The 21,896-nt window shown below is 71.8% G+C and carries 22 protein-coding genes; 17 read left to right on the top strand and 5 right to left on the bottom strand.

The window, feature by feature from the left end; all coding sequences use genetic code 11:
• Positions 1-61 precede the first annotated feature (61 nt).
• The 6 genes from KYY02_RS13770 (at position 62) to KYY02_RS13795 (ending at position 5,141) form a co-directional block, all read left to right on the top strand.
• Positions 62-1,381, top strand: a complete 1,320-nt coding sequence (locus tag KYY02_RS13770) for an ABC transporter substrate-binding protein (protein ID WP_371238204.1) — start codon at positions 62-64, stop codon at positions 1,379-1,381.
• Positions 1,378-2,310, top strand: coding sequence for a carbohydrate ABC transporter permease (locus KYY02_RS13775; protein ID WP_371238205.1), 933 nt, complete (start codon positions 1,378-1,380; stop codon positions 2,308-2,310). Before KYY02_RS13770 ends, KYY02_RS13775 begins: the two co-directional genes overlap by 4 nt.
• The gene (locus KYY02_RS13780; protein ID WP_371238206.1) at positions 2,307-3,200 is read left to right on the top strand and encodes a carbohydrate ABC transporter permease; all 894 of its coding nucleotides are present in this window, start codon (positions 2,307-2,309) and stop codon (positions 3,198-3,200) included. Before KYY02_RS13775 ends, KYY02_RS13780 begins: the two co-directional genes overlap by 4 nt.
• Entirely contained in the window at positions 3,197-4,228 is a 1,032-nt protein-coding gene (locus tag KYY02_RS13785) for a LacI family DNA-binding transcriptional regulator (protein ID WP_371238207.1), read from the top strand. Before KYY02_RS13780 ends, KYY02_RS13785 begins: the two co-directional genes overlap by 4 nt.
• A gap of 110 nt (positions 4,229-4,338) precedes the next feature.
• A complete protein-coding gene (locus tag KYY02_RS13790; protein ID WP_371238208.1) occupies positions 4,339-4,689 on the top strand; it encodes a VOC family protein in 351 nt (116 codons plus the stop codon).
• A 62-nt stretch (positions 4,690-4,751) separates the two neighbouring features.
• Positions 4,752-5,141, top strand: coding sequence for a MarR family transcriptional regulator (locus KYY02_RS13795; RefSeq protein ID WP_371238209.1), 390 nt, complete (start codon positions 4,752-4,754; stop codon positions 5,139-5,141).
• 16 nt (positions 5,142-5,157) lie between these two features.
• On the opposite strand, the gene KYY02_RS13800 is transcribed toward KYY02_RS13795, so the two are convergent.
• On the bottom strand, positions 5,158-5,562 hold the full coding sequence (locus KYY02_RS13800; RefSeq protein ID WP_371238210.1) for an SseB family protein: 405 nt from the start codon (positions 5,560-5,562) through the stop codon (positions 5,158-5,160).
• A 198-nt stretch (positions 5,563-5,760) separates the two neighbouring features.
• Between KYY02_RS13800 and KYY02_RS13805 the strand changes: the two genes are divergently transcribed.
• Positions 5,761-7,206: a glyceraldehyde-3-phosphate dehydrogenase gene (locus KYY02_RS13805; RefSeq protein WP_371238211.1), complete on the top strand. Its 1,446-nt coding sequence runs from the start codon at positions 5,761-5,763 to the stop codon at positions 7,204-7,206.
• Between the two features lie 161 nt (positions 7,207-7,367).
• On the top strand, positions 7,368-8,336 hold the full coding sequence (locus KYY02_RS13810; RefSeq protein WP_371238212.1) for a hypothetical protein: 969 nt from the start codon (positions 7,368-7,370) through the stop codon (positions 8,334-8,336).
• 22 nt (positions 8,337-8,358) lie between these two features.
• On the opposite strand, the gene KYY02_RS13815 is transcribed toward KYY02_RS13810, so the two are convergent.
• The gene (locus tag KYY02_RS13815) at positions 8,359-10,050 is read right to left on the bottom strand and encodes an FAD-dependent oxidoreductase (protein WP_371238213.1); all 1,692 of its coding nucleotides are present in this window, start codon (positions 10,048-10,050) and stop codon (positions 8,359-8,361) included.
• 232 nt (positions 10,051-10,282) lie between these two features.
• Between KYY02_RS13815 and KYY02_RS13820 the strand changes: the two genes are divergently transcribed.
• The 7 genes from KYY02_RS13820 to KYY02_RS13850 all read left to right on the top strand — a co-directional run bounded on the left by KYY02_RS13820 (position 10,283) and on the right by KYY02_RS13850 (position 15,585).
• Entirely contained in the window at positions 10,283-11,407 is a 1,125-nt protein-coding gene (locus KYY02_RS13820) for a SchA/CurD-like domain-containing protein (protein WP_371238214.1), read from the top strand.
• Positions 11,408-11,477: 70 nt separating this feature from the next.
• Positions 11,478-11,945 (top strand): cupin domain-containing protein, encoded by a 468-nt coding sequence (locus tag KYY02_RS13825; RefSeq protein ID WP_371238215.1) that lies wholly within the window; start codon positions 11,478-11,480, stop codon positions 11,943-11,945.
• Positions 11,942-13,210 carry a beta-ketoacyl-[acyl-carrier-protein] synthase family protein gene (locus KYY02_RS13830; RefSeq protein ID WP_371238216.1) on the top strand — a complete coding sequence of 423 codons (1,269 nt, stop codon included), beginning with the start codon at positions 11,942-11,944 and terminating at the stop codon, positions 13,208-13,210. The genes KYY02_RS13825 and KYY02_RS13830 overlap by 4 nt, the downstream gene beginning before the upstream one ends.
• Positions 13,207-14,451 (top strand): ketosynthase chain-length factor, encoded by a 1,245-nt coding sequence (locus KYY02_RS13835; protein ID WP_371238217.1) that lies wholly within the window; start codon positions 13,207-13,209, stop codon positions 14,449-14,451. The genes KYY02_RS13830 and KYY02_RS13835 overlap by 4 nt, the downstream gene beginning before the upstream one ends.
• A gap of 27 nt (positions 14,452-14,478) precedes the next feature.
• A complete protein-coding gene (locus KYY02_RS13840; protein ID WP_030829979.1) occupies positions 14,479-14,739 on the top strand; it encodes an acyl carrier protein in 261 nt (86 codons plus the stop codon).
• A gap of 2 nt (positions 14,740-14,741) precedes the next feature.
• A complete protein-coding gene (locus tag KYY02_RS13845) occupies positions 14,742-15,224 on the top strand; it encodes an SRPBCC family protein (RefSeq protein WP_371238218.1) in 483 nt (160 codons plus the stop codon).
• Between the two features lie 25 nt (positions 15,225-15,249).
• Positions 15,250-15,585, top strand: coding sequence for a TcmI family type II polyketide cyclase (locus KYY02_RS13850; RefSeq protein ID WP_371238219.1), 336 nt, complete (start codon positions 15,250-15,252; stop codon positions 15,583-15,585).
• Between the two features lie 370 nt (positions 15,586-15,955).
• On the opposite strand, the gene KYY02_RS13855 is transcribed toward KYY02_RS13850, so the two are convergent.
• Together KYY02_RS13855 and KYY02_RS13860 are read right to left on the bottom strand one after the other, a co-directional pair.
• A complete protein-coding gene (locus tag KYY02_RS13855; RefSeq protein WP_371238252.1) occupies positions 15,956-17,530 on the bottom strand; it encodes an MDR family MFS transporter in 1,575 nt (524 codons plus the stop codon).
• A 164-nt stretch (positions 17,531-17,694) separates the two neighbouring features.
• Complete coding sequence (locus KYY02_RS13860) at positions 17,695-18,375, bottom strand: TetR/AcrR family transcriptional regulator (protein WP_371238220.1); 681 nt, start codon at positions 18,373-18,375, stop codon at positions 17,695-17,697.
• A gap of 251 nt (positions 18,376-18,626) precedes the next feature.
• Between KYY02_RS13860 and KYY02_RS13865 the strand changes: the two genes are divergently transcribed.
• Positions 18,627-19,382: an IclR family transcriptional regulator gene (locus KYY02_RS13865; protein ID WP_371238221.1), complete on the top strand. Its 756-nt coding sequence runs from the start codon at positions 18,627-18,629 to the stop codon at positions 19,380-19,382.
• Positions 19,383-19,502: 120 nt separating this feature from the next.
• A complete protein-coding gene (locus tag KYY02_RS13870; RefSeq protein ID WP_371238222.1) occupies positions 19,503-20,672 on the top strand; it encodes a 4-hydroxybenzoate 3-monooxygenase in 1,170 nt (389 codons plus the stop codon).
• A gap of 303 nt (positions 20,673-20,975) precedes the next feature.
• Here the strand turns inward: KYY02_RS13870 and KYY02_RS13875 are convergent, their stop codons facing one another.
• Positions 20,976-21,881, bottom strand: coding sequence for a LysR family transcriptional regulator (locus KYY02_RS13875; RefSeq protein ID WP_371238223.1), 906 nt, complete (start codon positions 21,879-21,881; stop codon positions 20,976-20,978).
• Positions 21,882-21,896 lie beyond the last annotated feature (15 nt).

Consider the following 21,896-nt stretch of genomic DNA (forward strand, 5'->3'; position numbering starts at 1 on the left):
CCGCGCCCGGAGTGCAGCAGGTTCCCGCAACAGGCGGGGACCCGGGTCAGGGGAGAGTTCCATGCCGTACACGAAGCATCGTCGCCTCGTGAGTTCCGCCGTAGCCGTCGCGCTCGGCGCCACCGCACTCGCCGCCTGCGGCTCGTCGTCCGACGACGGCGAGGCACAGTCGGGCCCGGTCTCGCTGACGTACTGGACCTGGGCTCCCGGCATGGACAAGGTCGTGGACCTGTGGAACAAGGGGCCGGGCAGGAAGGAGCAGATCACCGTCACGGTGAAGAAGCAGGCGTCCGGCGACACGCTGGTCACCAAGATCCTCACCGCGCACAAGGCCGGCAAGGCGCCCGACCTGGTGCAGGCCGAGTACCAGGCGCTGCCCACGCTGGTCAGCAATGACGCGCTCGCCGACATAGCGGACAGCGTGGACGACGTGAAGGGCGAGTTCGCCGAGGGCGTCTGGCAGCAGACCACGCTCGGCACGGACGCCGTCTACGCGGTCCCGCAGGACATCGGGCCGATGATGTTCTACTACCGCGAGGACCTGTTCGAGGAGTACGGGCTCTCCGTCCCGGCCACCTGGGAGGAGTTCGCCGAGACCGCGCGCAAGCTGAAGAAGGCGGCCCCCGACAAGGACCTGACCACCTTCTCCGCCAACGACTCCGGTCTGTTCGCGGGCCTCGCCCAGCAGGCCGGCGCCCGGTGGTGGACCACCTCCGGCGACAAGTGGAAGGTCGGCATCAACGACGACGCGACCAAGAAGGTCGCCGAGTTCTGGGGCGGTCTGGTCAAGGAAGGCGCCGTCGACAACCAGCCGATGTACACGCCGGCCTGGAACAAGGCGCTCAACACCGGCAAGCAGATCGCATGGGTGAGCGCGGTGTGGGCGCCGGGCACGCTGACCACGGCCGCACCCGACACCAAGGGCAAGTGGGCGATGGCCCCGCTCCCCCAGTGGAACGAGGGCGAGAGCAGCACCGGCAGCTGGGGCGGCTCCTCCACCGCCGTGACCACGGACTCCGGGAACAAGGAGGCCGCCGCGGAGTTCGCCGCCTGGCTGAACACCGACGCCGACGCGCTGAACGCGCTGGCGAAGGAGAGCGGCATCTACCCGGCCTCCACTTCGGCCCAGCTCAGCGGCGCCTTCACCAGCCCGCCGGAGTACTTCTCCCACCAGCCCGACTTCTACGAGAAGGCCGCCGAGATCGCGAGGACCACCGCGCCGTCCGCCTGGGGACCGAACGTCAACGTCGCCTACACGACGTTCAAGGACGCCTTCGGCGCCGCCGCGAAGAACAGGTCGGACTTCGCCGCCGCCCTGGACGCCATGCAGCAGGACACGGTCGCCGACCTGAAGAAGCAGGGCTTCGGGGTCGCGGAGTGAAGTCCTCGGCCCGCCGGACGTCGTACGGGGTCAAGGGGGCCCCGTACGCGTTCCTGATCCCCGCGTCCCTCCTGTTCCTCCTCTTCTTCGCGCTGCCCATCGGGTACGCCGTCTGGCTCAGCTTCCGCAAGGTGCAGGTGTCCGGCCTCGGGCTGGGGACCGGTGCCCGCGAGGAGGTCTGGGCCGGTCTGGAGAACTACACCGGCGCCCTGTCCGACAGCGAGCTGCTCGGCGGCGCGCTGCGCGTGCTCGGTTACGGCTGCATCGTGGTGCCGGTCATGCTGGGCCTCGCGCTGCTGTTCGCGCTGATGCTCGACTCCGAGAAGGTGCGGCTGGCCCCCTTCACCCGGCTCGCGATCTTCCTGCCGTACGCCGTCCCCGGCGTGGTGGCGGCCCTGCTGTGGGGCTTCCTCTACCTGCCGGACGTGAGCCCGTTCCACTTCGTGCTCGACCGGTTCGGTCTGCCGCAGCCGGACCTGCTGGACGGCGGGCCGCTGTACCTGGCGCTGTCGAACATCGCGGTCTGGGGCGGCACCGGCTTCAACATGGTCGTCATCTACACCGCGCTGCGGGCCATCCCGGCCGAGGTGTACGAGGCGGCCAAGCTGGACGGTGCCACGCCGCTGCAGATCGCGCTGCGGATCAAGATCCCGATGGTGGCGCCCTCGCTGGTGCTGACCTTCTTCTTCTCGATCATCGCGACGCTCCAGGTGTTCAACGAACCGACCACCCTCAAGCCGCTCACCAACTCCGTTTCCACCACCTGGAGTCCGCTGATGAAGGTGTACCAGGACGCCTTCGGCAACGGCGACATCCATGCGGCCGCCGCCCAGGCGACCCTCATCGCGCTCGCCGCCCTGGTGCTGTCCTTCGGGTTCCTGCGGGCCGCGAACCGGCGCAACAAGCAGGAAGGCAGGACCGCCCGATGAGCTCCCTCGCCCTGCACAAGGCCGAGCCCGCGGCCGGCGCCGCCCGGGGGCCGGCGCGGCGCCGCCGGATCGCGCTGGTCCCGACCCTGACACTGCTGCTCGGCGCGCTGTACTGCCTGCTGCCGGTCGCCTGGGTGGTCATCGCGTCCACCAAGTCCGGCTCGGAGCTGTTCTCCACCTTCACGTTCTGGCCGGGCACCGGCCTCGCCGAGAACCTCTCCGACCTCAGCGCCTACCGCGACGGCGTCTACTGGCGGTGGATGGGCAACTCCGCCCTGTACGCCGGGCTGGGCGCGCTGCTGTCGACGTGCGTGTCGGCGCTGAGCGGCTACGCGCTGGCGGTCTACCGCTTCCGGGGCCGCGAGACGCTGTTCAACGTGCTGCTCGCCGGTGTGCTGATGCCGCCGGTGATCCTCGCCGTCCCCCAGTACCTGCTGCTGGCGAAGGCGGACCTCACCGACTCCCACCTGGCCGTGCTGCTGCCGCAGATCCTCTCCCCGTACGGCGTCTACCTCGCGCGCATCTACGCCGCGGCCGCGGTGCCGGCCGATGTGGTGGAGGCCGGGCGGATGGACGGCGCGGGCGAGTGGCGGATCCTCACCCGGGTCGCGCTGCCGATGATGGTGCCCGGTCTGGTGACGGTCTTCCTGTTCCAGTTCGTGGCGATCTGGAACAACTTCCTGCTGCCGTACATCATGCTCAGCGACGACGAGAAGTTCCCGATCACCCTCGGTCTGTACACGCTGCTCGAACAGGGCGCCAGCACCCCCGCGCTGTACACCCTGGTGATCACGGGCGCGTTCCTCGCCGTGTTCCCGCTGGTCGCGCTGTTCCTGGTCGTCCAGCGGTTCTGGAGCCTGGATCTGCTCTCCGGAGCCGTAAAGTCATGACCATGAGCAACACGGGGGGCAGGCGCAAGCCGCCGACGATCCACGACGTGGCGCGCGAGGCCGGTGTCTCGCGCGGCACCGTCTCACGGGTGCTCAACGGCGGCCACTACGTCAGTCCCGCCGCCGCGGACGCGGTCGACGCCGCGATCCGCAAGACGGGTTACGTCGTCAACCGGCACGCCCGCTCGCTGATCACCGGCCGCTCCGACTCGGTGGGCTTCCTGCTCACGGAGCCCCAGGAGCGGTTCTTCGAGGACCCCAACTTCAACGTTCTGCTGCGTGGTTGCACGCAGGCGCTGGCCGCGCACGACGTGCCGCTGCTGCTGATGCTGGCCGCTACGGACGACGAACGGCGGCGCATCACGCGGTACATCACCGCCGGGCACGTCGACGGGGTGCTGCTGGTGTCCAGCCGCTCCGGCGACCCGGTGGCGGAGGAGCTGCGGGCGGCGGGCGTGCCGCTGGTCGCGTGCGGGAAGCCGATCGGGCTCGGCTCGAAGGTGGGTTACGTGGCCGCCGACGACCGGGACGGCGCGCGGGACATGGTGCGGCACCTGCTGGCGCTCGGCCGGCGCCGGATCGGCATGGTGACCGGTCCGCTGGACACCCCGGGCGGTGTGGAACGCCTGGCCGGCTATTGGGAGGTGCTCGCCGAGGCGGGCATCGAGGCCGACGAGCGGCTGGTCGTCTCCGGCGACTACAGCCGGGCCAGCGGCGAGGCCGGCGCCGAGCGGCTGCTGGCGCAGGCCCCGGAGGTGGACGCGGTGTTCGTCGCCTCCGACCTGATGGCCCAGGGGGTGCTCGCCGCGCTGCACCGGGCGGGGCGCCGGGTGCCCCAGGACATCGCGGTCGGCGGTTTCGACGACTCCCCCGCGGCCGTCGCCGCGAGCCCCGAACTCACCACGATCCGCCAGCCCTGGGACCGCATCAGCACGGAGATGGTGCGAGTGCTGCTGGCCCAGATCGGCGGCGAGGACCCGGCGGCGGTGATCCTGCCGACGGAGTTGGTGAAGCGGGACTCGACGTAGTCCCCGGACCGGTCGGTCAGGATCGGAGAAGCCGTGCGGCGCTCCCCCGGCCTAGCGTGGGAGGACCGGCGCGCCGAGGGCGCCGGATCCGCTTCGAGGAGGAGTACGTCATGACCCACGGCCTGAAGACGATCGTCTACCCCGTGAAGGACCCCGGCCCCGCGAAGGCGCTGTTCCGGGCCCTGTTCGGGGTGGAGCCGTACACGGACGAGCCGTACTACGTCGGTTTCCGGACCGACACGCACGAGATCGGCATCGACCCGCGCGGTCACGCCAAGGGCATGACCGGACCGGTCCCCTACTGGACCGTGACCGACATCAGGCAGACGCTCACCGCGCTGGTGGAGGCGGGGGCGAAGCCCTTGCAGGACGTGCAGGACGTCGGCGGCGGCACGCTGATCGCGTCCGTGCGGGACCCCGACGGCAACTTCGTCGGTCTGTTCCAGGACGCGCCCGCCTGACGTGTGGCGAGGCGACACCCTCACATATTCATTGAATGTCGAACAAATGTTACCGTTCCAGTATGGCAGCGAAGACGGTCGAGGCGCGGCTCGAGGAACGGTGGCGTGACATCCTCGCGGTGCACGCGCGCACCCTGGGCGAGATCGACCGCGCGCTGCACCCCTACGGTCTGGGCGCCTCCGACTTCGAGGTGCTCGATCTGCTCGCGACCGCCACGCCCCCAAGCGGCGAGCAGCACCGGGTGCAGAACCTGGTGGGCCGGGTCCACCTCAGCCAGAGCGCGCTGTCCCGTCTCATCGCCCGCCTGGAGAAGGACGGCCTGGTGGAGCGCAGCATGTGCCTGGAGGACCGGCGCGGCGTGTACGTGCGACTCACGCCGAAGGGGCGCGAGCGGCACGCCGAGGCGCTGCCGGTGCAGCGCGCCGCCCTGGTCCGCGCGCTGGGCGGGTAGCGCGCGGACGGCCGGCTCAGGGCCGGGCCAGCAGCGTGCGCACCCCCTGCGAGGTGAGCGTGAGACGGTGCTCGGAGCTGCCGTCGATGGTGAGCGACAGATCCTCGGCCGGCCACTGGGCGGCGAGCGCGCCGAGTGGGACGAGCCGGTAGCGGGAGACGAACGGCAGCAGCCCGGCCATCTCCCGCTCGGACGTGAACACGGGCACCACCTGGGTGCCGCCCGGCTGTTCCAGCACCGGGAGGGCGACCGCACCGGGGTCGGCGGCCTCCCCGTCGCCGGCGTCGTCCGGCACCGGGATCAGCACGTCGCTGCTCGCGAGGGCGTCCAGCGCCCTCGCGTCCTCGGTGTTCTCCGACAGTGTGCCCAGGGCCCGCTGCGCGGGCGTGGGGGCGTTGTTCTCGTGCGCGGGTGTTTCCATGACAGATCCCTGGTAGCGACGGTCGTACGGCCTGCCCGGGACCGGACGGGGCCCGGGCACAGTGCCGGACACGTACCCGTTCGCATGTCGCGCAACCCTGCGAGGTCCGGTGGGCTCAGGCACCCTCCGGCACCCTCTCCGGACCCGACGGTCCACGTGGCTATCATATGAGCACCCTCTAGCTCGAAAGATGATCCTGTGACTGTCAACGAAGACTCGTTCACCCACTGGAAGCACCGCGAGGAGATCGCGGAGTCGATGATCCCGATCGTCGGGAAGCTGCACCGCGAGCGGGACGTGACCGTTCTGCTGCACAGCCGCTCCTTGGTGAACAAGTCGGTGGTCAGCATCCTCAAGACCCACCGCTTCGCCCGGCAGATCGTCGGCGAGGAGCTCTCGGTCACCGAGACGCTGCCCTTCCTGCAGGCGCTCACCACGCTCGACCTCGGCCCGTCCCAGATCGACATCGGCCTGCTCGCCGAGGCCTACCGCGCCGACGACCGGGGCCGGTCGGTGGCCGAGTTCACCGCCGAGGCCGTGGCCGGCGCGACCGGCACCGACAGGTTCGACCGGCGCGAGCCGCGCGACGTCGTCCTCTACGGCTTCGGCCGCATCGGCCGCCTCCTGGCCCGGCTGCTCATCGAGAAGTCGGGGTCCGGCAACGGGCTGCGTCTGCGCGCGATCGTGGTCCGCCGGGGCGGCGAGCAGGACATCGTCAAGCGGGCCTCGCTGCTGCGCCGCGACTCCGTGCACGGTCAGTTCCAGGGCACCATCACCGTCGACGAGGCGAACGGCACGATCATCGCCAACGGCAACACCATCAAGGTGATCCACGCGGGCGACCCGGCGGAGATCGACTACACGGCGTACGGCATCAAGAACGCCATCCTCATCGACAACACCGGCAAGTGGCGCGACCGCGAGGGACTTTCGCAGCACCTGCGTCCCGGCATCGACAAGGTGGTGCTGACCGCGCCCGGCAAGGGCGACGTGCCCAACATCGTGCACGGCGTCAACCACGACACCCTCAAGCCGGACGAGCGGATCCTGTCCTGCGCGTCCTGCACCACCAACGCGATCGTGCCGCCGCTGAAGGCGATGGCGGACGAGTACGGTGTGCTGCGCGGACACGTGGAGACGGTGCACTCGTTCACCAACGACCAGAACCTGCTCGACAATTACCACAAGTCGGAGCGCCGCGGCCGTTCGGCGCCGCTGAACATGGTGATCACCGAGACGGGCGCCGCCTCGGCCGTCGCCAAGGCGCTGCCCGACCTCGACGCGACCATCACCGGCAGTTCGATCCGGGTCCCCGTGCCGAACGTCTCGATCGCGATCCTCAACCTCCGGCTGGGCCGCACGACCGACCGTCAGGAGGTCCTGGACCACCTGCGCAACGTGTCGCTGACCTCGCCGCTCAAGCGCCAGATCGACTTCATCAGCGCCCCCGACGCGGTCTCCAGCGACTTCATCGGCTCGCGCCACGCCTCGATCGTCGACGCCGGCGCGCTGAAGGTCGAGGGCGACAACGCCATCCTCTACCTGTGGTACGACAACGAGTTCGGATACTCCTGCCAGGTCGTCCGGGTCGTCCAGTACGTCTCCGGGGTGGAGTACCCGACGTACCCGGCCCCGGCGGTCTGACCCGGGAGCCGGCAAGCGGAACGTACGCGACGGCGGGGCGGGGCCGGGGCGGGACGCCCGGCCCCGCCCCGGACCGTCCGGGGTGCCGGCAGTAGGGGGCAGATCGGTAACGATCATTCCGTCCGGGTTGCCGGATCCCGTGGAGTTCCTAGTCTTCCGGCATGGCCCTCTTCAGCAGTCGTACCAGCAGACGTCCCCGCATCGTGCCCGCCCTGGACGACGCCGAACTGACGCGCGTCCTGGGACGGCTGAGCAAGCGGAACGGGGGCGGCAGGGCCGCCGACGTCACCCTCGTGTCCTCCTTGCTGAAGGAGACCGGGGACGACTGGGACCGCCGCGGTCACCGGATGTCCGTCCTGGCCGAGGCGACGGCCGACGCGGGGATCGCGGCGGCGTGGCTGGACAAGGAGCCGCAGAGCGCGGACGCCCTGGTCTTCCACTCCTGGTCCGCGCTGGCGCGCGGACTGCGGGACGGGCGCCTGGAGGACACCGGACAGCTGGTCTCCCGGTGCTACCAGGCCGCCGAGCGAAGGCCGGAGGATCCGCTGCCGTGGGTGGTCCTGCTCGGCGTGTCGCGGATCGAGCGCTACGGCCAGAACGACGTCAACACCATCTGGCGGGAGGCCACCGGACGCGACCGCTGGCACCGTGAGGCGTATCTGCAGATGCTCGCGTACCTGTCGCCGGAGGAGGGGGGATCCAGCGCGGCCGTCCTCGACTTCGTCGACGTGGTGCGCACCCGCATCCCGGCCAACGCGCCCTGCGCGGCGGTCGAGTTGACCGCGGCCGTGCGGCAGTACCAGGGACTGCTGGCGCAGGGCGGGGTGCGGGCCATGACGGCCGGCCAGCTGTGGGAGGGCGGACAGATCGCCGCCGCGCTGGAGCAGGCCGCCGCGCTCTGGGCGAAGCCGGGCTTCTTCCAGCACGCGGCGGCGCAGGCCGATCTGAACGTACTGGCGTACGCGCTGTGCGCGGCCGGACGTGCCGTCGACGCCCATCACGTCTTCCAGGCGCTGCAGGGCACGGTCACGCCCTGGCCGTGGAACACCGACGGACCCGCCGTCCAGCGGTTCGAGCAGCACCAGGCCAAGGCGGAGCGGGGACGGCAGGGCGGCGTCGGCGGAGCGTGACGCCCACCGGCCGCCTCCCCCGTCAGTTCCGCGCCAGGAGGGTGGCGACGACCTCCCGCAGCACCCCCGCCGGGTCCGGTACGGGCCCTTCGGAGCGCCAGGCGACGAAGCCGTCGGGACGGACCAGGACCGCGCCGTCCGCCGTGATCCCGTGCGCCCGGGCCCAGTCGGCGCCGTCCTCGGGGGCCAGTTCCGCGTCGGGGCCGTCGCCCACCCGGTACGCGTCGAGCGGCACGGACAGGTCCTTCGCGACCTCTGCCGCAGCGGTGTGCCAGTCGCAGGCGCCGTTCGCGGCGCTCAGCAGCACGCACGACCGCTCGTACAGGTCGAGCGTGGAGATCCGGGTGCCGGAGCGGTCCAGCCACATGTGCGGGGCGCGGCTGCCGGGCTCGCCGGTCAGCATCACCCCGTCGGGGATGACCGGCGCCGCCGGGTCGGCGCCCAGAACCGCGCCGCGCGGGTAGCGGTAGCAGAGCGCCACGTTGAGAATGCCGCCTCCCTTCATCCCGGGGCCACCGGCTCCGGGACCGCCGGGGCCACCGGGGGCGGGGGCGCCGGGGGCGGGCGTGTACCCGGGGTGGCTGTGCTCGCTCGAACGGGAGGAGGCACGGGCGCTGGTAGCCTCCGCGACGGGCCGGCGTTCGGCGTCGTAGGACTCCAGCAGGCCGGGTGCGGCCCAGCCACCGAGCACGGCGGCCAGCTTCCAGGCGAGGTTGTGGGCGTCCTGGATGCCGGTGTTGGAGCCGAACGCCCCGGTGGGCGACATCTCGTGGGCGGAGTCGCCGGCCAGGAACACCCGGCCGTCCGCGTACCGTTCTGCGACCCTCTCGGCCGCGTGCCAGGCGGCCCGGCCGGTGATCTCCACGTCGAGGTCCGGCACGCCGACGGCCTTCCGGATGTGGGCGACGCACCGCTCGTCCGTGAACTCCTCGAGGGTCTCGCCGTGCTCGGGGTGCCAGGGGACGTGGAACACCCAGCGCTCCCGGTTGTCGACCGGCAGCAGGGCTCCGTCGGCATCCGGGTCGGTCAGGTAGCAGACGATGAACCGCCGGTCCCCGACGACGCCGGCGAGGCCACGGGAGGTGAACGTGAGGCTCACGTTGTGGAACAGGTCACCCGGGCCGTTCCGCCCGATGCCCAGCGACTCGCGGACGGGGCTGCGGGGGCCGTCGGCGGCGACGAGGTAGTCCGCCCGGATCCTGGTGTGCTCGCCGGTCTCCCGGCTCTTGACCAGCACCGTCACGCCCTCGGCGTCCTGGTCGAAGGACATCATCTCCGTCCCGAAGCGCAGGTCCCCGCCGAGTTCGCGGGCCCCCTCGAGGAGCACCGGCTCCAGGTCGTTCTGACTGCACAGGCACCACCCGCTGGGGCTGAAGCGGGCGATCCCGCCGCCGGGGTCGATCTCCTGGAGCAGCCACTCGCCCTCGTCGCCCACCAGGCTCGGGGCCTGCAGGATGCCGTGGTTGTCCGCCAGGACCGACGCGGCCCGGCCGATGCGCTGTTCGAGTCCGGCCGTCCGGAACAGCTCCATGGTGCGTACGTTGTTCCCCCTCCCGCGCGGGTGGATCGAGGTACCCGCGTGGCGTTCGACGAGCGTGTGCGGCACGCCGAGGCGCCCCAGGAACAGCGACATGGACAGGCCCACCAGAGAGCCGCCGACGATGAGGACCGGCGTGCGGTGTTCCGCCCTGCCGGCCGTGTCCGATCGATTCATTGAAACGCCTCCAGCGTCGCCCTCGACGGGCTGTGGAACAGGACGCACCTTTCATGCCCGGTGCGGGCCGGTCCGCGTCCAGGCGGCACCCGGATGACACGCGGTTCACCCGCCTGCCCCGTGTCGCTCGCGCACACCGGAGAGTCGCGGCAACGATCGACTCATGGCGACCCCGGCCCTTCGGACACGGCGGTCGTTCCCGACCTTCCGACGAAGAGGAGAGGTGCGCCGGATGACCATGTCGGCACGCGTATCGCAGTCGGCGTTCGACGGATCGAGGCTGCGGGTGATCCTGTTGCTCGACCTGTACGAAGGAGCCCAGAAGCAGTTCCTCGACGCGTACGAGCACATGCGCAACAAGGTCGCGTCCGTTCCCGGCCACATCAGTGACCAACTGTGCCAGTCGATCGAGAACCCCTCGCAGTGGCTCATCACCAGCGAGTGGGAGAGCGCCCTGCCGTTCCTCGCGTGGGTGAACAGCGAGGAGCACATCGAGGTCGTCCGGCCGATGCACAGCTGCGTCCGGGACACCCGGTCGATGCGCTACAGCGTCCTGCGCGAGACCTCTCCGGACCAGCCGCTCACCACCGAGGCCGCGCGGGCCGGTCTGCAGAAGGAGGCCCGCGTGGGCGCCGGGGTGACCCGTCACGCCCTCACCTTCACCGTGAAACCCGGCTCCGAGTCCAAGGTCGTGGACATCCTGGCCAACTACGAGGCGCCCGAGACGCGGATCAACGGCACCACGCGACTGCACCGCACCTCGCTCTTCATGCACGGCAACCGCGTCGTACGGGCCATGGAGGTGGAGGGCGACCTGCTGGCCACCCTGTGCCACGTGGCCGGCCAGCCCCAGGTGCAGGCCGTGGAAGAGGCCATCAACCCCTACCTGGAGCGGGACCGGGACCTGAGCGACTCCGACTCCGCCCGGGTGTTCTTCACCCGGGCGGCGCTCCCCGCCGTGCAGCACGTGGCGGCCGGTCGCCCGGAACCCGACCACCTGCGGCGTCACATGCTGTACTACCCGGCCGTGGCGGGCCGCGGCCTGGAGCTGGCCCGGTTCCTCGCCCGCCAGGACGAGGCCGCGGCGAGCGACCCGGACAGTCCGGTGTACGCGAGCACCGTCTTCCAGCGCGAGGACATCGTGACCCGCATGATCGACGTCACGGGCGAACTCGATCTCGACCCGCTCTCCGCCCTCGGCGTCAAGGGCCCGGGCAAGGCGGCCGAGCTGGAGCGTCTCCTGGACGGTGCCGCGATCGGCGTCGAGGGCTCCCTGGACTCGGAGCGCACCCTGCACCGGCTCCTGGCGCACGCCGACATGATGCCCGTCACCGACCGCACCTCTGCGCATTCCTGAAGGTCGACCGCGGTGACATCCGCGGCGGTGCCCGCCCGGACCTCACCGGCACACCCGGAGGTAACACCCCATGTCCAAGCAGCATCCACGCATCGTGGACCTGAGCGAGACAGAACCCAACCGACGGCGCGGAGGTGATCTCAGGACCCTGCTCACGCCGACCAGCGTGGGCTCCACCAGCGGCTTCATGGGCCTGGCGATCATCAAGCCCGGTGAGCGCATCGGCGAGCACTACCACCCGTACTCCGAGGAGTTCGTGTACGTGGTCAGCGGCGCGCTCGAAGTGGACCTGGACGGCGAGCCGTTCGTGCTCCGCGCCGAGCAGGCACTGATGATCCCGATCGACATGCGGCACCGCTTCCGCAACGTCGGCGACCGGGAGGCCCGCATGGTGTTCCACCTGGGCCCGCTCGCCCCGCATCCGAGCCTCGGTCACGTCGACACCGAGGAGAGCGAAAGCCCCGTCTCCGGGCCGCAGCTGAAGGTCGGCGGCCCGGAGTCCGGCCGGTCGGCCGAGCCGAGCGAGGCCATAAAGTGACCCGCCGGGTGGCCGTCACCGGTATAGGTGTGGTCGCTCCCGGCGGCATCGGAGCGACGGCGTTCTGGGATCTTCTGACGGCCGGCCGCACCGCGACCCGCGGCATCTCCCTGTTCGATCCGGCGGGCCTGCGCTCGCGCATAGCCGCCGAGTGCGACTTCGACCCGTTCGAGCACGGCCTGGACGCGGACCTGTGCCGGCACGCGGACCGCTACATCCAGTTCGCCGTGGTCGCCGCCGCCGAAGCCGTGCGCCACTCCGGGCTCGACACCGGGGCCACGGACCCCTGGCGCACCGCGGTCTCACTGGGCAGCGCGGTCGGCGGCACCACCCGGCTGGAACACGACTACGTGCTGGTCAGCGAAGGCGGCCGGCGCTGGGACGTGGACCACCGGCGGGCGGAGCCGAAGCTGCACCTGGCCTTCTCGCCGAGCACGCTCGCCTCGGTCGTCGCCGAGCGGTTCGACGCCCGGGGCCCGGTGCAGACCGTCTCCACCGGCTGCACCTCCGGGCTCGACGCGGTCGGCTACGCCTTCCACACCATCGCCGAGGGCCGGGCCGACGTCTGCATCGCGGGGGCGTCGGACTCGCCGATCTCACCGATCACGATGGCCTGCTTCGACGCCATCAAGGCGACGTCACCCAACAACGACGACCCCGAGCACGCCTCCCGGCCCTTCGACGCCCACCGCGACGGCTTCGTGATGGGCGAGGGCGCGGCCGTGCTCGTCCTCGAGGAGTACGAGCACGCGCGGGCCCGCGGCGCGGAGATCCTCTGCGAGATCAGCGGCTACGCCACCTACGGCAACGCCTACCACATGACCGGTCTGACCAGCGAGGGACTGGAGATGGCCCGGGCGATCGACACCACGCTCGACCAGGCCCGCATCGACCCCACGCTGATCGACTACGTCAACGCGCACGGCTCCGGCACCCGGCAGAACGACCGGCACGAGACGGCCGCCGTGAAACGGTCCCTGGGCGCGCACGCCCACGAGACGCCCATGAGCTCCATCAAGTCGATGGTGGGGCACTCGCTGGGCGCGATCGGCGCGATCGAGGTGGTCGCCTGCGTCCTGGCACTGAAGCACCAGGTGGTGCCGCCCACGGCGAACTACGAGACTCCCGACCCCGAGTGCGACCTGGACTACGTACCGCGCACCGCCCGCCCGCGGAAGCTGAACCACGTGCTCTCCGTCGGCAGCGGATTCGGCGGCTTCCAGTCCGCGGTGCTGCTGTCCGGGCCGGGTGGGAGGACACGATGAGCAACCGGCGCCCCGGGCGCGCTGCCGTCACCGGCATCGGTGTGGTCGCGCCCAACGGACTGCGGACCGACGCCTACTGGAAGTCCGTCCGTGAAGGACTCAGCGTGCTGGATCTGATCAGCCGCGAGGGCTGTGACCACCTGCCGCTCCGTGTGGCGGGCGAGGTCCGGGCCTTCGACCCGGCGGCCCTCATCGAGGACCGGTTCCTGGTGCAGACCGACCGGTTCAGCCACTTCGCGATGGTCGCCGCCGCCCTCGCCCTCGACGACGCCGGACTCGGCGGCGAACCCGCCGATCCGTTCTCCGTGGGCGTGGTCACCGCCGCCGGGTCGGGCGGTGGCGAGTTCGGCCAGCGCGAGCTGCAGAAACTGTGGGGGAAGGGCTCCAAGTTCGTCGGCCCCTACCAGTCCATCGCCTGGTTCTACGCCGCGAGCACCGGCCAGATCTCCATCCGCAGCGGCTTCAAGGGGCCGTGCGGGGTGGTGGCGAGCGACGAGGCGGGCGGTCTGGACTCCCTCGCACACGCGGGCCGGGCCGTGCGGCGCGGCACCGACGTCATGGTCGTGGGCGCCACGGAGGCGCCGCTGGCCCCGTACTCGATGGTGTGCCAGCTCGGCTACCCCGAGCTCAGCACCCTCGACGACCCCGACCGTGCCTACCGCCCGTTCACCGAGAAGGCGTGCGGCTTCGTGCCCGCGGAGGGCGGCGCGCTGCTCGTCGTCGAGGACGAGGACCGGGCCCGCGAGCGCGGGGCGCCCGTCCGGGCCGTCCTGGCCGGCCACGCCGCCACGTTCACCGGGGCCTCCCGCTGGGCGGAGTCCCGGGAGGGCCTGGCCCGCGCGATCCACGGCGCCCTGGACGAGGCGGGCTGCGCGCCGGAGGAGATCGACGTCGTGTTCGCCGACGCCATGGGCGTCCCCGAGGCGGACCGCGCCGAGGCGCTGGCGATCGCCGACGCCCTGGGGGCGCACGGCGCCCGCGTCCCGGTCACGGCGCCCAAGACGGGCATCGGCCGCGCCCACTGCGCGGCGCCCGTGCTGGACACGGTGGCCGCGGTGCTCGCCATGGAACACGGTCAGGTGCCCCCGACACCCAACGTGTTCGACATCTGCCACGACCTCGACCTGGTGATGTCGCGCGCTCGCCCCGCCGAGCTGCGCACCGCCCTGGTCCTCAGCAGGGGACTGATGGGCTCCAACGCGGCGCTGGTCGTGCGCCGCGGTGACGATTCCGCCCGTTAGGACCGGGCGGGGAAGGAGCAGGCACCCATGATCACTTCCGAAGTGACCTTCGACGAGCTGGCCTCGCTGATGAAGCAGGCGGCCGGCATCACCGTCGATCCCCAGGAACTGAAGCAGTCGGCGGAGTCCCCCTTCGACGTCTTCGGTCTCGACTCGCTCGGCCTGCTCGGCATCGTCGGCGAGCTGGAGAACCGGTACGGCACGTCGCTCCCCCCCGACTCGGAGCGCTGCCGGACGCCCCGGGAGTTCCTGAACCTCGTCAACAGCACCCTCACGGCTGGAGCCTGAAAGTGGCCGGACACACCGAGAACAGCATCACCATCGACGCTCCCTTCGACCTCGTGTGGGAGATGACCAACGACCTGGAGAACTGGCCGCAGCTGTTCAGCGAGTACGCGTCCGTGGAGATCCTCTCCCGTGAGGGCGCCACGACGAGGTTCCGGCTGACCATGCACCCGGACGAGAACGGCAAGGTGTGGAGCTGGGTGTCGGAGCGCACCCCGGACCGCGAGAAGCGGACCGTCCGCGCCCGCCGTGTCGAGACGGGCCCGTTCGCCCACATGGACATCGTGTGGGAGTACGCGGAACTGCCGGGCGGTGTGCAGATGCGCTGGACGCAGGACTTCGCGATGAAGCCCGACGCCCCGGTCGACGACGACTGGATGACGGACAACATCAACCGCAACTCCCGTACCCAGCTGGCCCTCATCCGGGACCGGATCGAGCAGGTCGCCCGCGACAACGAGAGCGCGTCCGTCGCGTCCTCGCGCTGAACACCGGTCCAGGGAAGGACACCCGATGCACCACGCCCTCATCGTCGCCCGGATGAAGCCCGGTTCGGCGCCGGACATCGCCGACGTGTTCGCCGCCTCCGACCGGGGTGAACTCCCCCGTCTGGTCGGTGTCAGCCGGCGCAGCCTCTTCCAGTTCGGCGACGACGTGTACCTGCACCTCATCGAGGCCGAGCAGGACCCGGCCCCGGCGATCGCGAAGGTCGCCGGGCACCCCGAGTTCCGCAGCATCAGCGAGCGGCTGGAGGCGTACGTCAGCCCGTACGACCCGGCCACGTGGCGCAGTCCCAAGGACGCCATGGCGCAGTGCTTCTACCGCTGGGAGCGGAGCGCCGGCTCCTGAGCGAGCGACGCCCACGACCCCGAGGCCGCCGGTCCCGCGTCAGTCGCGGAGCCGGCGGCCTTACGGTGCGGCCGGCACCGTGGCCGCGCAGGGTCGGGTCCGGCACCTTGGTGTCGACGCCCTGCCGGCAGGCGCCGGGCCCGAGGAGGACACGGCAGCGGGCTGCCCAGCAGGTGACCGGCGGCCCTCCCGGTGTGCGCGGGTGCGGCCGGTGAGCGGCGGGCCTCTTCGCCACGGCCCCTCCCCGGACAGATCCTGGGCGTCCCGTGGCAAGGAGGACGGTGGGGCTCGAGCGCCACGGGGACGGGCCGCCCACCGTGCGGTGGGCGGCCCGTCCCCGTGGCGCATGTCCCGTGGGTGCGGCTGCGGGTCAGGCGACCGGGGTCGCCCGGTCCCGGTCCGGCACGGTGCCCGCGGCGGCGGACTCCTCGGCGAGGCGTTCCATGCCGCTGGTGGTCTTCAGCGGCTTCTCCTTCAGGAACACGACGGCGACCAGGGCCAGCAGCGCGAACGGCGTGGCGACGAGGAACAGCTCGGCGGTGGCGACACCGTAGGCGTGCTCCACGATCTCCCGCATCGGGGCGGGCAGCGTGCTCATGTCCGGGACGCTGTGTCCGCCGCCCGAGCCGCCCTCGGCCCCTCCGGCGGCGCCCGCCCTCTCCAGCCCCTTGGCCGTCTCGTCGGCGACCCGGTGGGCGAGGATCGCGCCGAGGACGCTGGTGCCGATCGTGCCGCCCATGCTGCGGAAGAAGGACAACACCGAGGTCGCGGCGCCCAGCTCGGCCGCGGGGACGTCGTTCTGCGCGGCGAGCACCAGGTTCTGCATCAGCATGCCGACGCCGACACCGAGGACGGCCATGTACAGGCTGAGCAGTCCGAAGTGCGTGTCCGCGTCGATCAGGGAGAGCAGCGCGAGGCCGACGGTCATGAGGACCGCGCCCGCCATCAGGTAGCTCTTCCACTTGCCGGTCCGGCTGATCAGCTGCCCCGCGACGGTGGACGACACCAGCAGGCCCAGGATCATCGGCAGGCTCATCAGACCGGCGGCGGTCGGCGACTTGCCCAGGGACACCTGGAAGTACTGCGAGAGGAAGACGGTTCCGCCGAACATGGCGACACCGACCAGGAGGCTGGCCACCGTGGTCAGGGTGACCGTGCGGTTCCGGAAGATGCCGAGCGGGATGACCGGCTCGTCGGTACGGGCCTCGACGAGGACCGCCAGGGCCAGCAGCAGCACGCCGCCGAGCACGAGCGCGGCGGTCTGCCACGACGCCCAGTCGAACCGGTTGCCGGCCAGCGAGACCCAGATGAGCAGCGCGCAGACACCGGCGACGATCAGGAAGGCGCCGAGCCAGTCGATCTTCACCTGGCGCCTGACGGTGGGCAGCTTCAGCGTGCGCTGCAGCAAGGCGATGGCCAGCAGGGCGAACGGCACGCCGATGAAGAAGCACCAGCGCCAGCCCAGCCAGTCGGTGTCCACCAGCACACCGCCGATCAGCGGTCCGGCCACGGTGCCGACGGCGAACACGGCGCCGAAGACGCCGGAGTACTTGCCCAGTTCCCGGGGCGGGATGACGGCGGCCATGACGACCTGCGCGAGCGCGGTCAGACCACCCGCGCCGATACCCTGCACGACCCGGCTGAAGATCAGCAGCGTCGTGTCGTGGGAGAAGCCCGCCAGCAGTGAACCGATCACGAACATCAGCAGGGAGAGCTGGAGCAGCAGCTTCTTGTTGAACAGGTCGGACAGCTTGCCCCACAGGGGTACCGTCGCGGTCATGGCCAGCAGTTCGGCAGTGACGACCCAGGTGTAGGAGGACTGGCTGGCACCCAGGTCGGCGATGATCGTCGGCAGCGCGTTGGAGACGACGGTGCCCGCCAGGATGGCGACGAACATGCCGGCCATCAGGCCGGACATGGCCTGGAGTATCTGCCGTTGGGTCATGGAGGCGGGAGGCGCGTCGACGGGCGCCGGGGGTGAGCTCACGGGATCTCTTTCGGACGATGGTCGAACGGTCACGCGCGGAGCGGGCACCGGCGGGTGCCGGCACGCTCGTGGGCGCGGAACGGACAGCGGGGGCGGCGGCGGACCGGCCGGGTGGGGAGGACCTACGCGGGAGGCGCCGGGAGACCGGCGGCCAGGAGGGCGAACACCTCCTGGAAGACGTCGAGGAAGGCGGCTTCCTCCTGGCGGGCGCACCAGTGCTCCACGCTGATCCGCACCGCGGTGCCCGCCACCGCGGCCAGCAGCCGCGGGTAGAGGTCGAGTGCGCTGCGCCGTTCCTCGTCGGTCGCGCAGGAGGGCGGGGACACGGGTGCCGTCGCCCCGCCGGCGCGGATGCGCGCGGCGATGACCTCGGCCAGTTCGGTCTCGTCCGCCATGTGCGCGCCGAGCGTGCGGACCAGCAGGTGCGGCGAGGCGTGCAGCACCCGGGCGTGCAGCCGCCACAGCTCGTGCTGCTGTTCGGCCTCGGCGAGTTCCGCCGTCATGGCCTCACGCAGGGCCTGGAGCGGGGAGAGCGCGGCCGGCGCGTCGAGTACCGCCTGCCGCATGCGCGCGCCCGCGTCCGCGTCGATCACGACGAAGGCGTCGTCACGGGTGTCGAAGTAGTTGAAGAAGGTCCGCACGGACACCCCGGCCGCCGCGCTGATCGCCTCGACGGTGACCTTCTCCGCACCGTGCTCGGCGGCCAGCCGCACGGCGGCCTCGGCGAGAGCGGCACGCGTCGCCCGCTTCTTCCGCTCTCGCAGCCCGCCCTGCGCGGCACCCTTCTCCGACATGCCTTGCATGGTATGCAAAGATGCACACTCTGCAAAATTTTCTTCCGCCCGGCTCCTGCCGGGTGAGGCGACCGGTGGCGGGGGAAGGAGGGCCGCTGACGCCGTGCGGCACGAGCGGGGCGGCTGCGTCGGCGACGACGGGCTCCCGCGCACGGCGGCGTGAAGTCCGTCCCGGACGCCCTGTTCGAGGGGAACCGCCCCGATACTCGACACGGCGGCAGGCCGGCCGCACACCGCGGAAGGGCGGGGAAGGAGGGACGATGGCGAACTCACCGTCCGGGGAGACGGTCACCGAACGGATCGTCCGCGTCCTCGAGACGTTCGACACCGACCGGACCCTGCAGACGGCGGCGGAGATCGGACGGCGCGCGAGGCTGCCGTCGTCCACGGCACACCGGATCGTGGCCGATCTCGTGGGGTGCGGGCTGCTGGAGCGGGACGAGGAGCAGCGGGTTCGGCTGGGCATGCGGCTGTGGGAGCTGGCGTTGCGCGGCTCCCACGCCCTGCGCCTGCGGCAGGCGGCCCTGCCGTTCATGGAGCGGGTGCAGGCCCGGGTCCGGGAGCACACCCAGCTCGCGGTGCTGGAGAACGGCGAGACCCTCTTCGTGGAGCGGCTGTCCCGTCCGCACGCGGGCGCGAACATCACCCGGATCGCCGGGCGGCTGCCCCTGCACGCCTCGTCGTCGGGGCTGGTCCTGCTCGCCCACGGTCCGGAGGAGCTGCGGGAGCGGGTCCTCGCCGGGCCGCTCGAGGCGGTGTCGCCGGAGACCGTGACCGACCCGGCGCTGCTGCGTCGCGTCCTGGCGGGCGTCCGGCGTGACGGCGTCGTCATGGCTCCGGGGACGGTCGAGGCCGTCTCCACGGGCGTCGCCGTACCGGTGCGCGAGGGACGCGGGCGGGTGGTCGCCGCACTGTCGGTCGTGCTCCCCCGCTCCACGCCGACCGGTCCCGCGGCCGAGGCGCTGCGCTCCGCCGCCGCGGGCATCTCGGCGGCGCTCGGCGCGCACCGCCCGTAGCCACCGGCCGGGCCGCGGGTCCCGGTGATCCGATTCCCGTTCAATGGGAAGGGCCGTCGTCAGCAGGGGCGGACCGACGTCAGACTCCCTGCCACCCCCTCGGCCGTCGAAGGAGACGACATGCCCGTACGCACCCGAGTCGCCGTCATCGGAGCAGGCCCCGCCGGTCTGCTGTTGTCCCATCTGCTCGGTCTCCACGGCATCGAGTCGGTCGTCCTCGACTCCCGCAGCCGCGAGGAGATCGAGACCACCGTCCGGGCCGGCGTCCTGGAGCAGGGCACCGTGGAGATCCTCAGCGAGACGGGGGCCTCGGACCGGGTCCTCACGACCGGGCAGAAGCACGAGGGCATGGAGCTGCGCTTCGACGGCGAGGGCCACCGGATCGACTTCGCCGCGACCGTCGGCCGGGCGGTGTGGCTCTATCCGCAGCACGAGGTGCTGAAGGATCTGGTCGCCGCGCGCCTCGCCGCCGGCCAGGACCTCCGCTTCGGGGTGACCGCCGAGCGCGTGGAGGACGCCGGGACGAACCGGCCGCGCGTCGTGGCCAAGGACGCCGAGGGCAACACCGTGGAGATCGAGGCCGACGTCGTCATCGGCGCGGACGGCTCCCGCAGCGTGACCCGCGAGGCCGTCACGGGCACGTACGGCGGCTACTTCCGAGAGTACCCCTTCGCCTGGTTCGGCATCCTGTGCGAGGCGCCGCCCAGCGCCGAGGAGCTGATCTACAGCAACTCGCCGAACGGCTTCGCCCTCATCAGCCAACGCAGTCCCGGTGTGCAGCGCATGTACTTCCAGTGCGACCCGGCGACGGACCCCGGGGCGTACGGCGAGGAACAGCTGTGGGAGATCCTGCGGTCGCGCGTCCCCGGCACCACCCTCAACGAAGGCCGCGTCTTCCAGCGGGACGTGCTCCGTTTCCGCAGCTTCGTCGCGCACGAGACGCGCCGGGGCCGGGTGGTGCTCGTCGGCGACGCGGCCCACACCGTGCCACCCACCGGCGCCAAGGGCATGAACCTCGCCGTCGCCGACGTCGTGGTCCTCACCGAGGCGCTGCGCGCGCTGCTGCTCGACGGGGACGGGTCCTTGTTCGACGCCTTTCCCGAGACCGCCCGGAAGCGCATCTGGAAGGCACAGCACTTCTCCTGGTGGATGACGAGCATGCTGCACCTGCAGCCGGGGGCGAGCGACTTCGACCGCATGCGCCAGATCGGCGAGCTGCGCTCGGTCGTCGAGTCGGAGGCCGGCCGCGCGTACCTCGCCGAGGGCTACACCGGCTGGCCGCTCGGGTGACCGCCGGGGCGGTCGGCGCGGTCGGCCGACGAGGACCCGCCGGTCACCGGCGGCGGACGGTTCCCCGGGCGGATCACGCGGTGCCGCGTCCTACACCGCCGCGCGACCGTGCGGGCCGACGGCCGGGACGTCGGGGCCGCTGGAACCGGTCCGGACGCCGGCCGGCCGCCCGCGCCCGTGCGTTCGTCAGGCGCCAGACGACGGACGACAGACGACGGAGCGACCTGTCGTTGACATCCTGCTCCTCCTCGGAGGAGCAGGAAAGGTGGACGACGGCCGGCCGCCGGTGTGACCCCCGCCGGCCTACGCCTCCCCGGCCGCCGCGCGGAGGGCGTCGAGGACCGGGCGGATCAGCGGGTGCCCCTCGGCGCCGCGGCGTACGGCGGCGAAGACGCGGCGGGTCGGGGCCACCCCGTCGACCGGGCGGACGACCACGCCCGCGAGGTCCATGCCGCGCAGGGCCGAACGGGGCACCAGGGCGACGCCGACGTCCGCCGAGGCGAGGGCGACCACCGCGCGGAAGTCGTCCGAGGAGTGCTCCATGCGGGGCTGGAACCCGGCGCTCTCACAGGCCAGTACGACCACGTCGTGGCACGGGTTGCCGGGGTACGGGCCGATCCACGGGTCCTTGGCCAGCTCGGCGAGCGGCACCTCGGCGGTGCCGGCCAGGCGGTGGGTGACGGGGACGACCGCGTCGAAGGGCTCGGCGTACAGCGGTGCGTGGGTCAGTCTCGGGTCGTCGGCGGGCGGCGCCCCGCGGTACTCGACCGCCACGGCGACGTCGACCTGCCGGTCGAGGACCATCGGCAGGCTGGCGTCCCCCTCGGCGTCCTGGACCCGGATGCGGATGCCGGGCGCCGCCCCGGCGAGGCGGGCAGCCGCGGGCGCGACGACCTGGGCGATTCCGGTGGCGAACGCGGCGACCGTGACCGTGCCGGCCTCCCCCGACCCGTAGGCGGCCAGCTCGGCCTCGGCCCGCTCCAGCTGGGCGAGGACGGCGTTGGTGTGGCCGAGCAGGATCTCCCCGGCGGGGGTGAGCCGTACGCCCTTGGCGCCACGCTCGACGAGGCGGTGGCCGGTCTCCTGCTCGAGGGCGGCGAGCTGCTGGGAGACGGCCGAGGGGGTCAGGTACAGCGCGGCGGCCGCCGCCGTGACCGTGCGGTGGTCCGCCACCGCACGGAGGATGTGGAGCCGCCGCGCTTCGATCATGGATGCGATTGTCTC

The sequence above is a fragment of the Streptomyces pimonensis genome (assembly GCF_041380215.1).
Taxonomy (GTDB): domain Bacteria; phylum Actinomycetota; class Actinomycetes; order Streptomycetales; family Streptomycetaceae; genus Streptomyces; species Streptomyces pimonensis.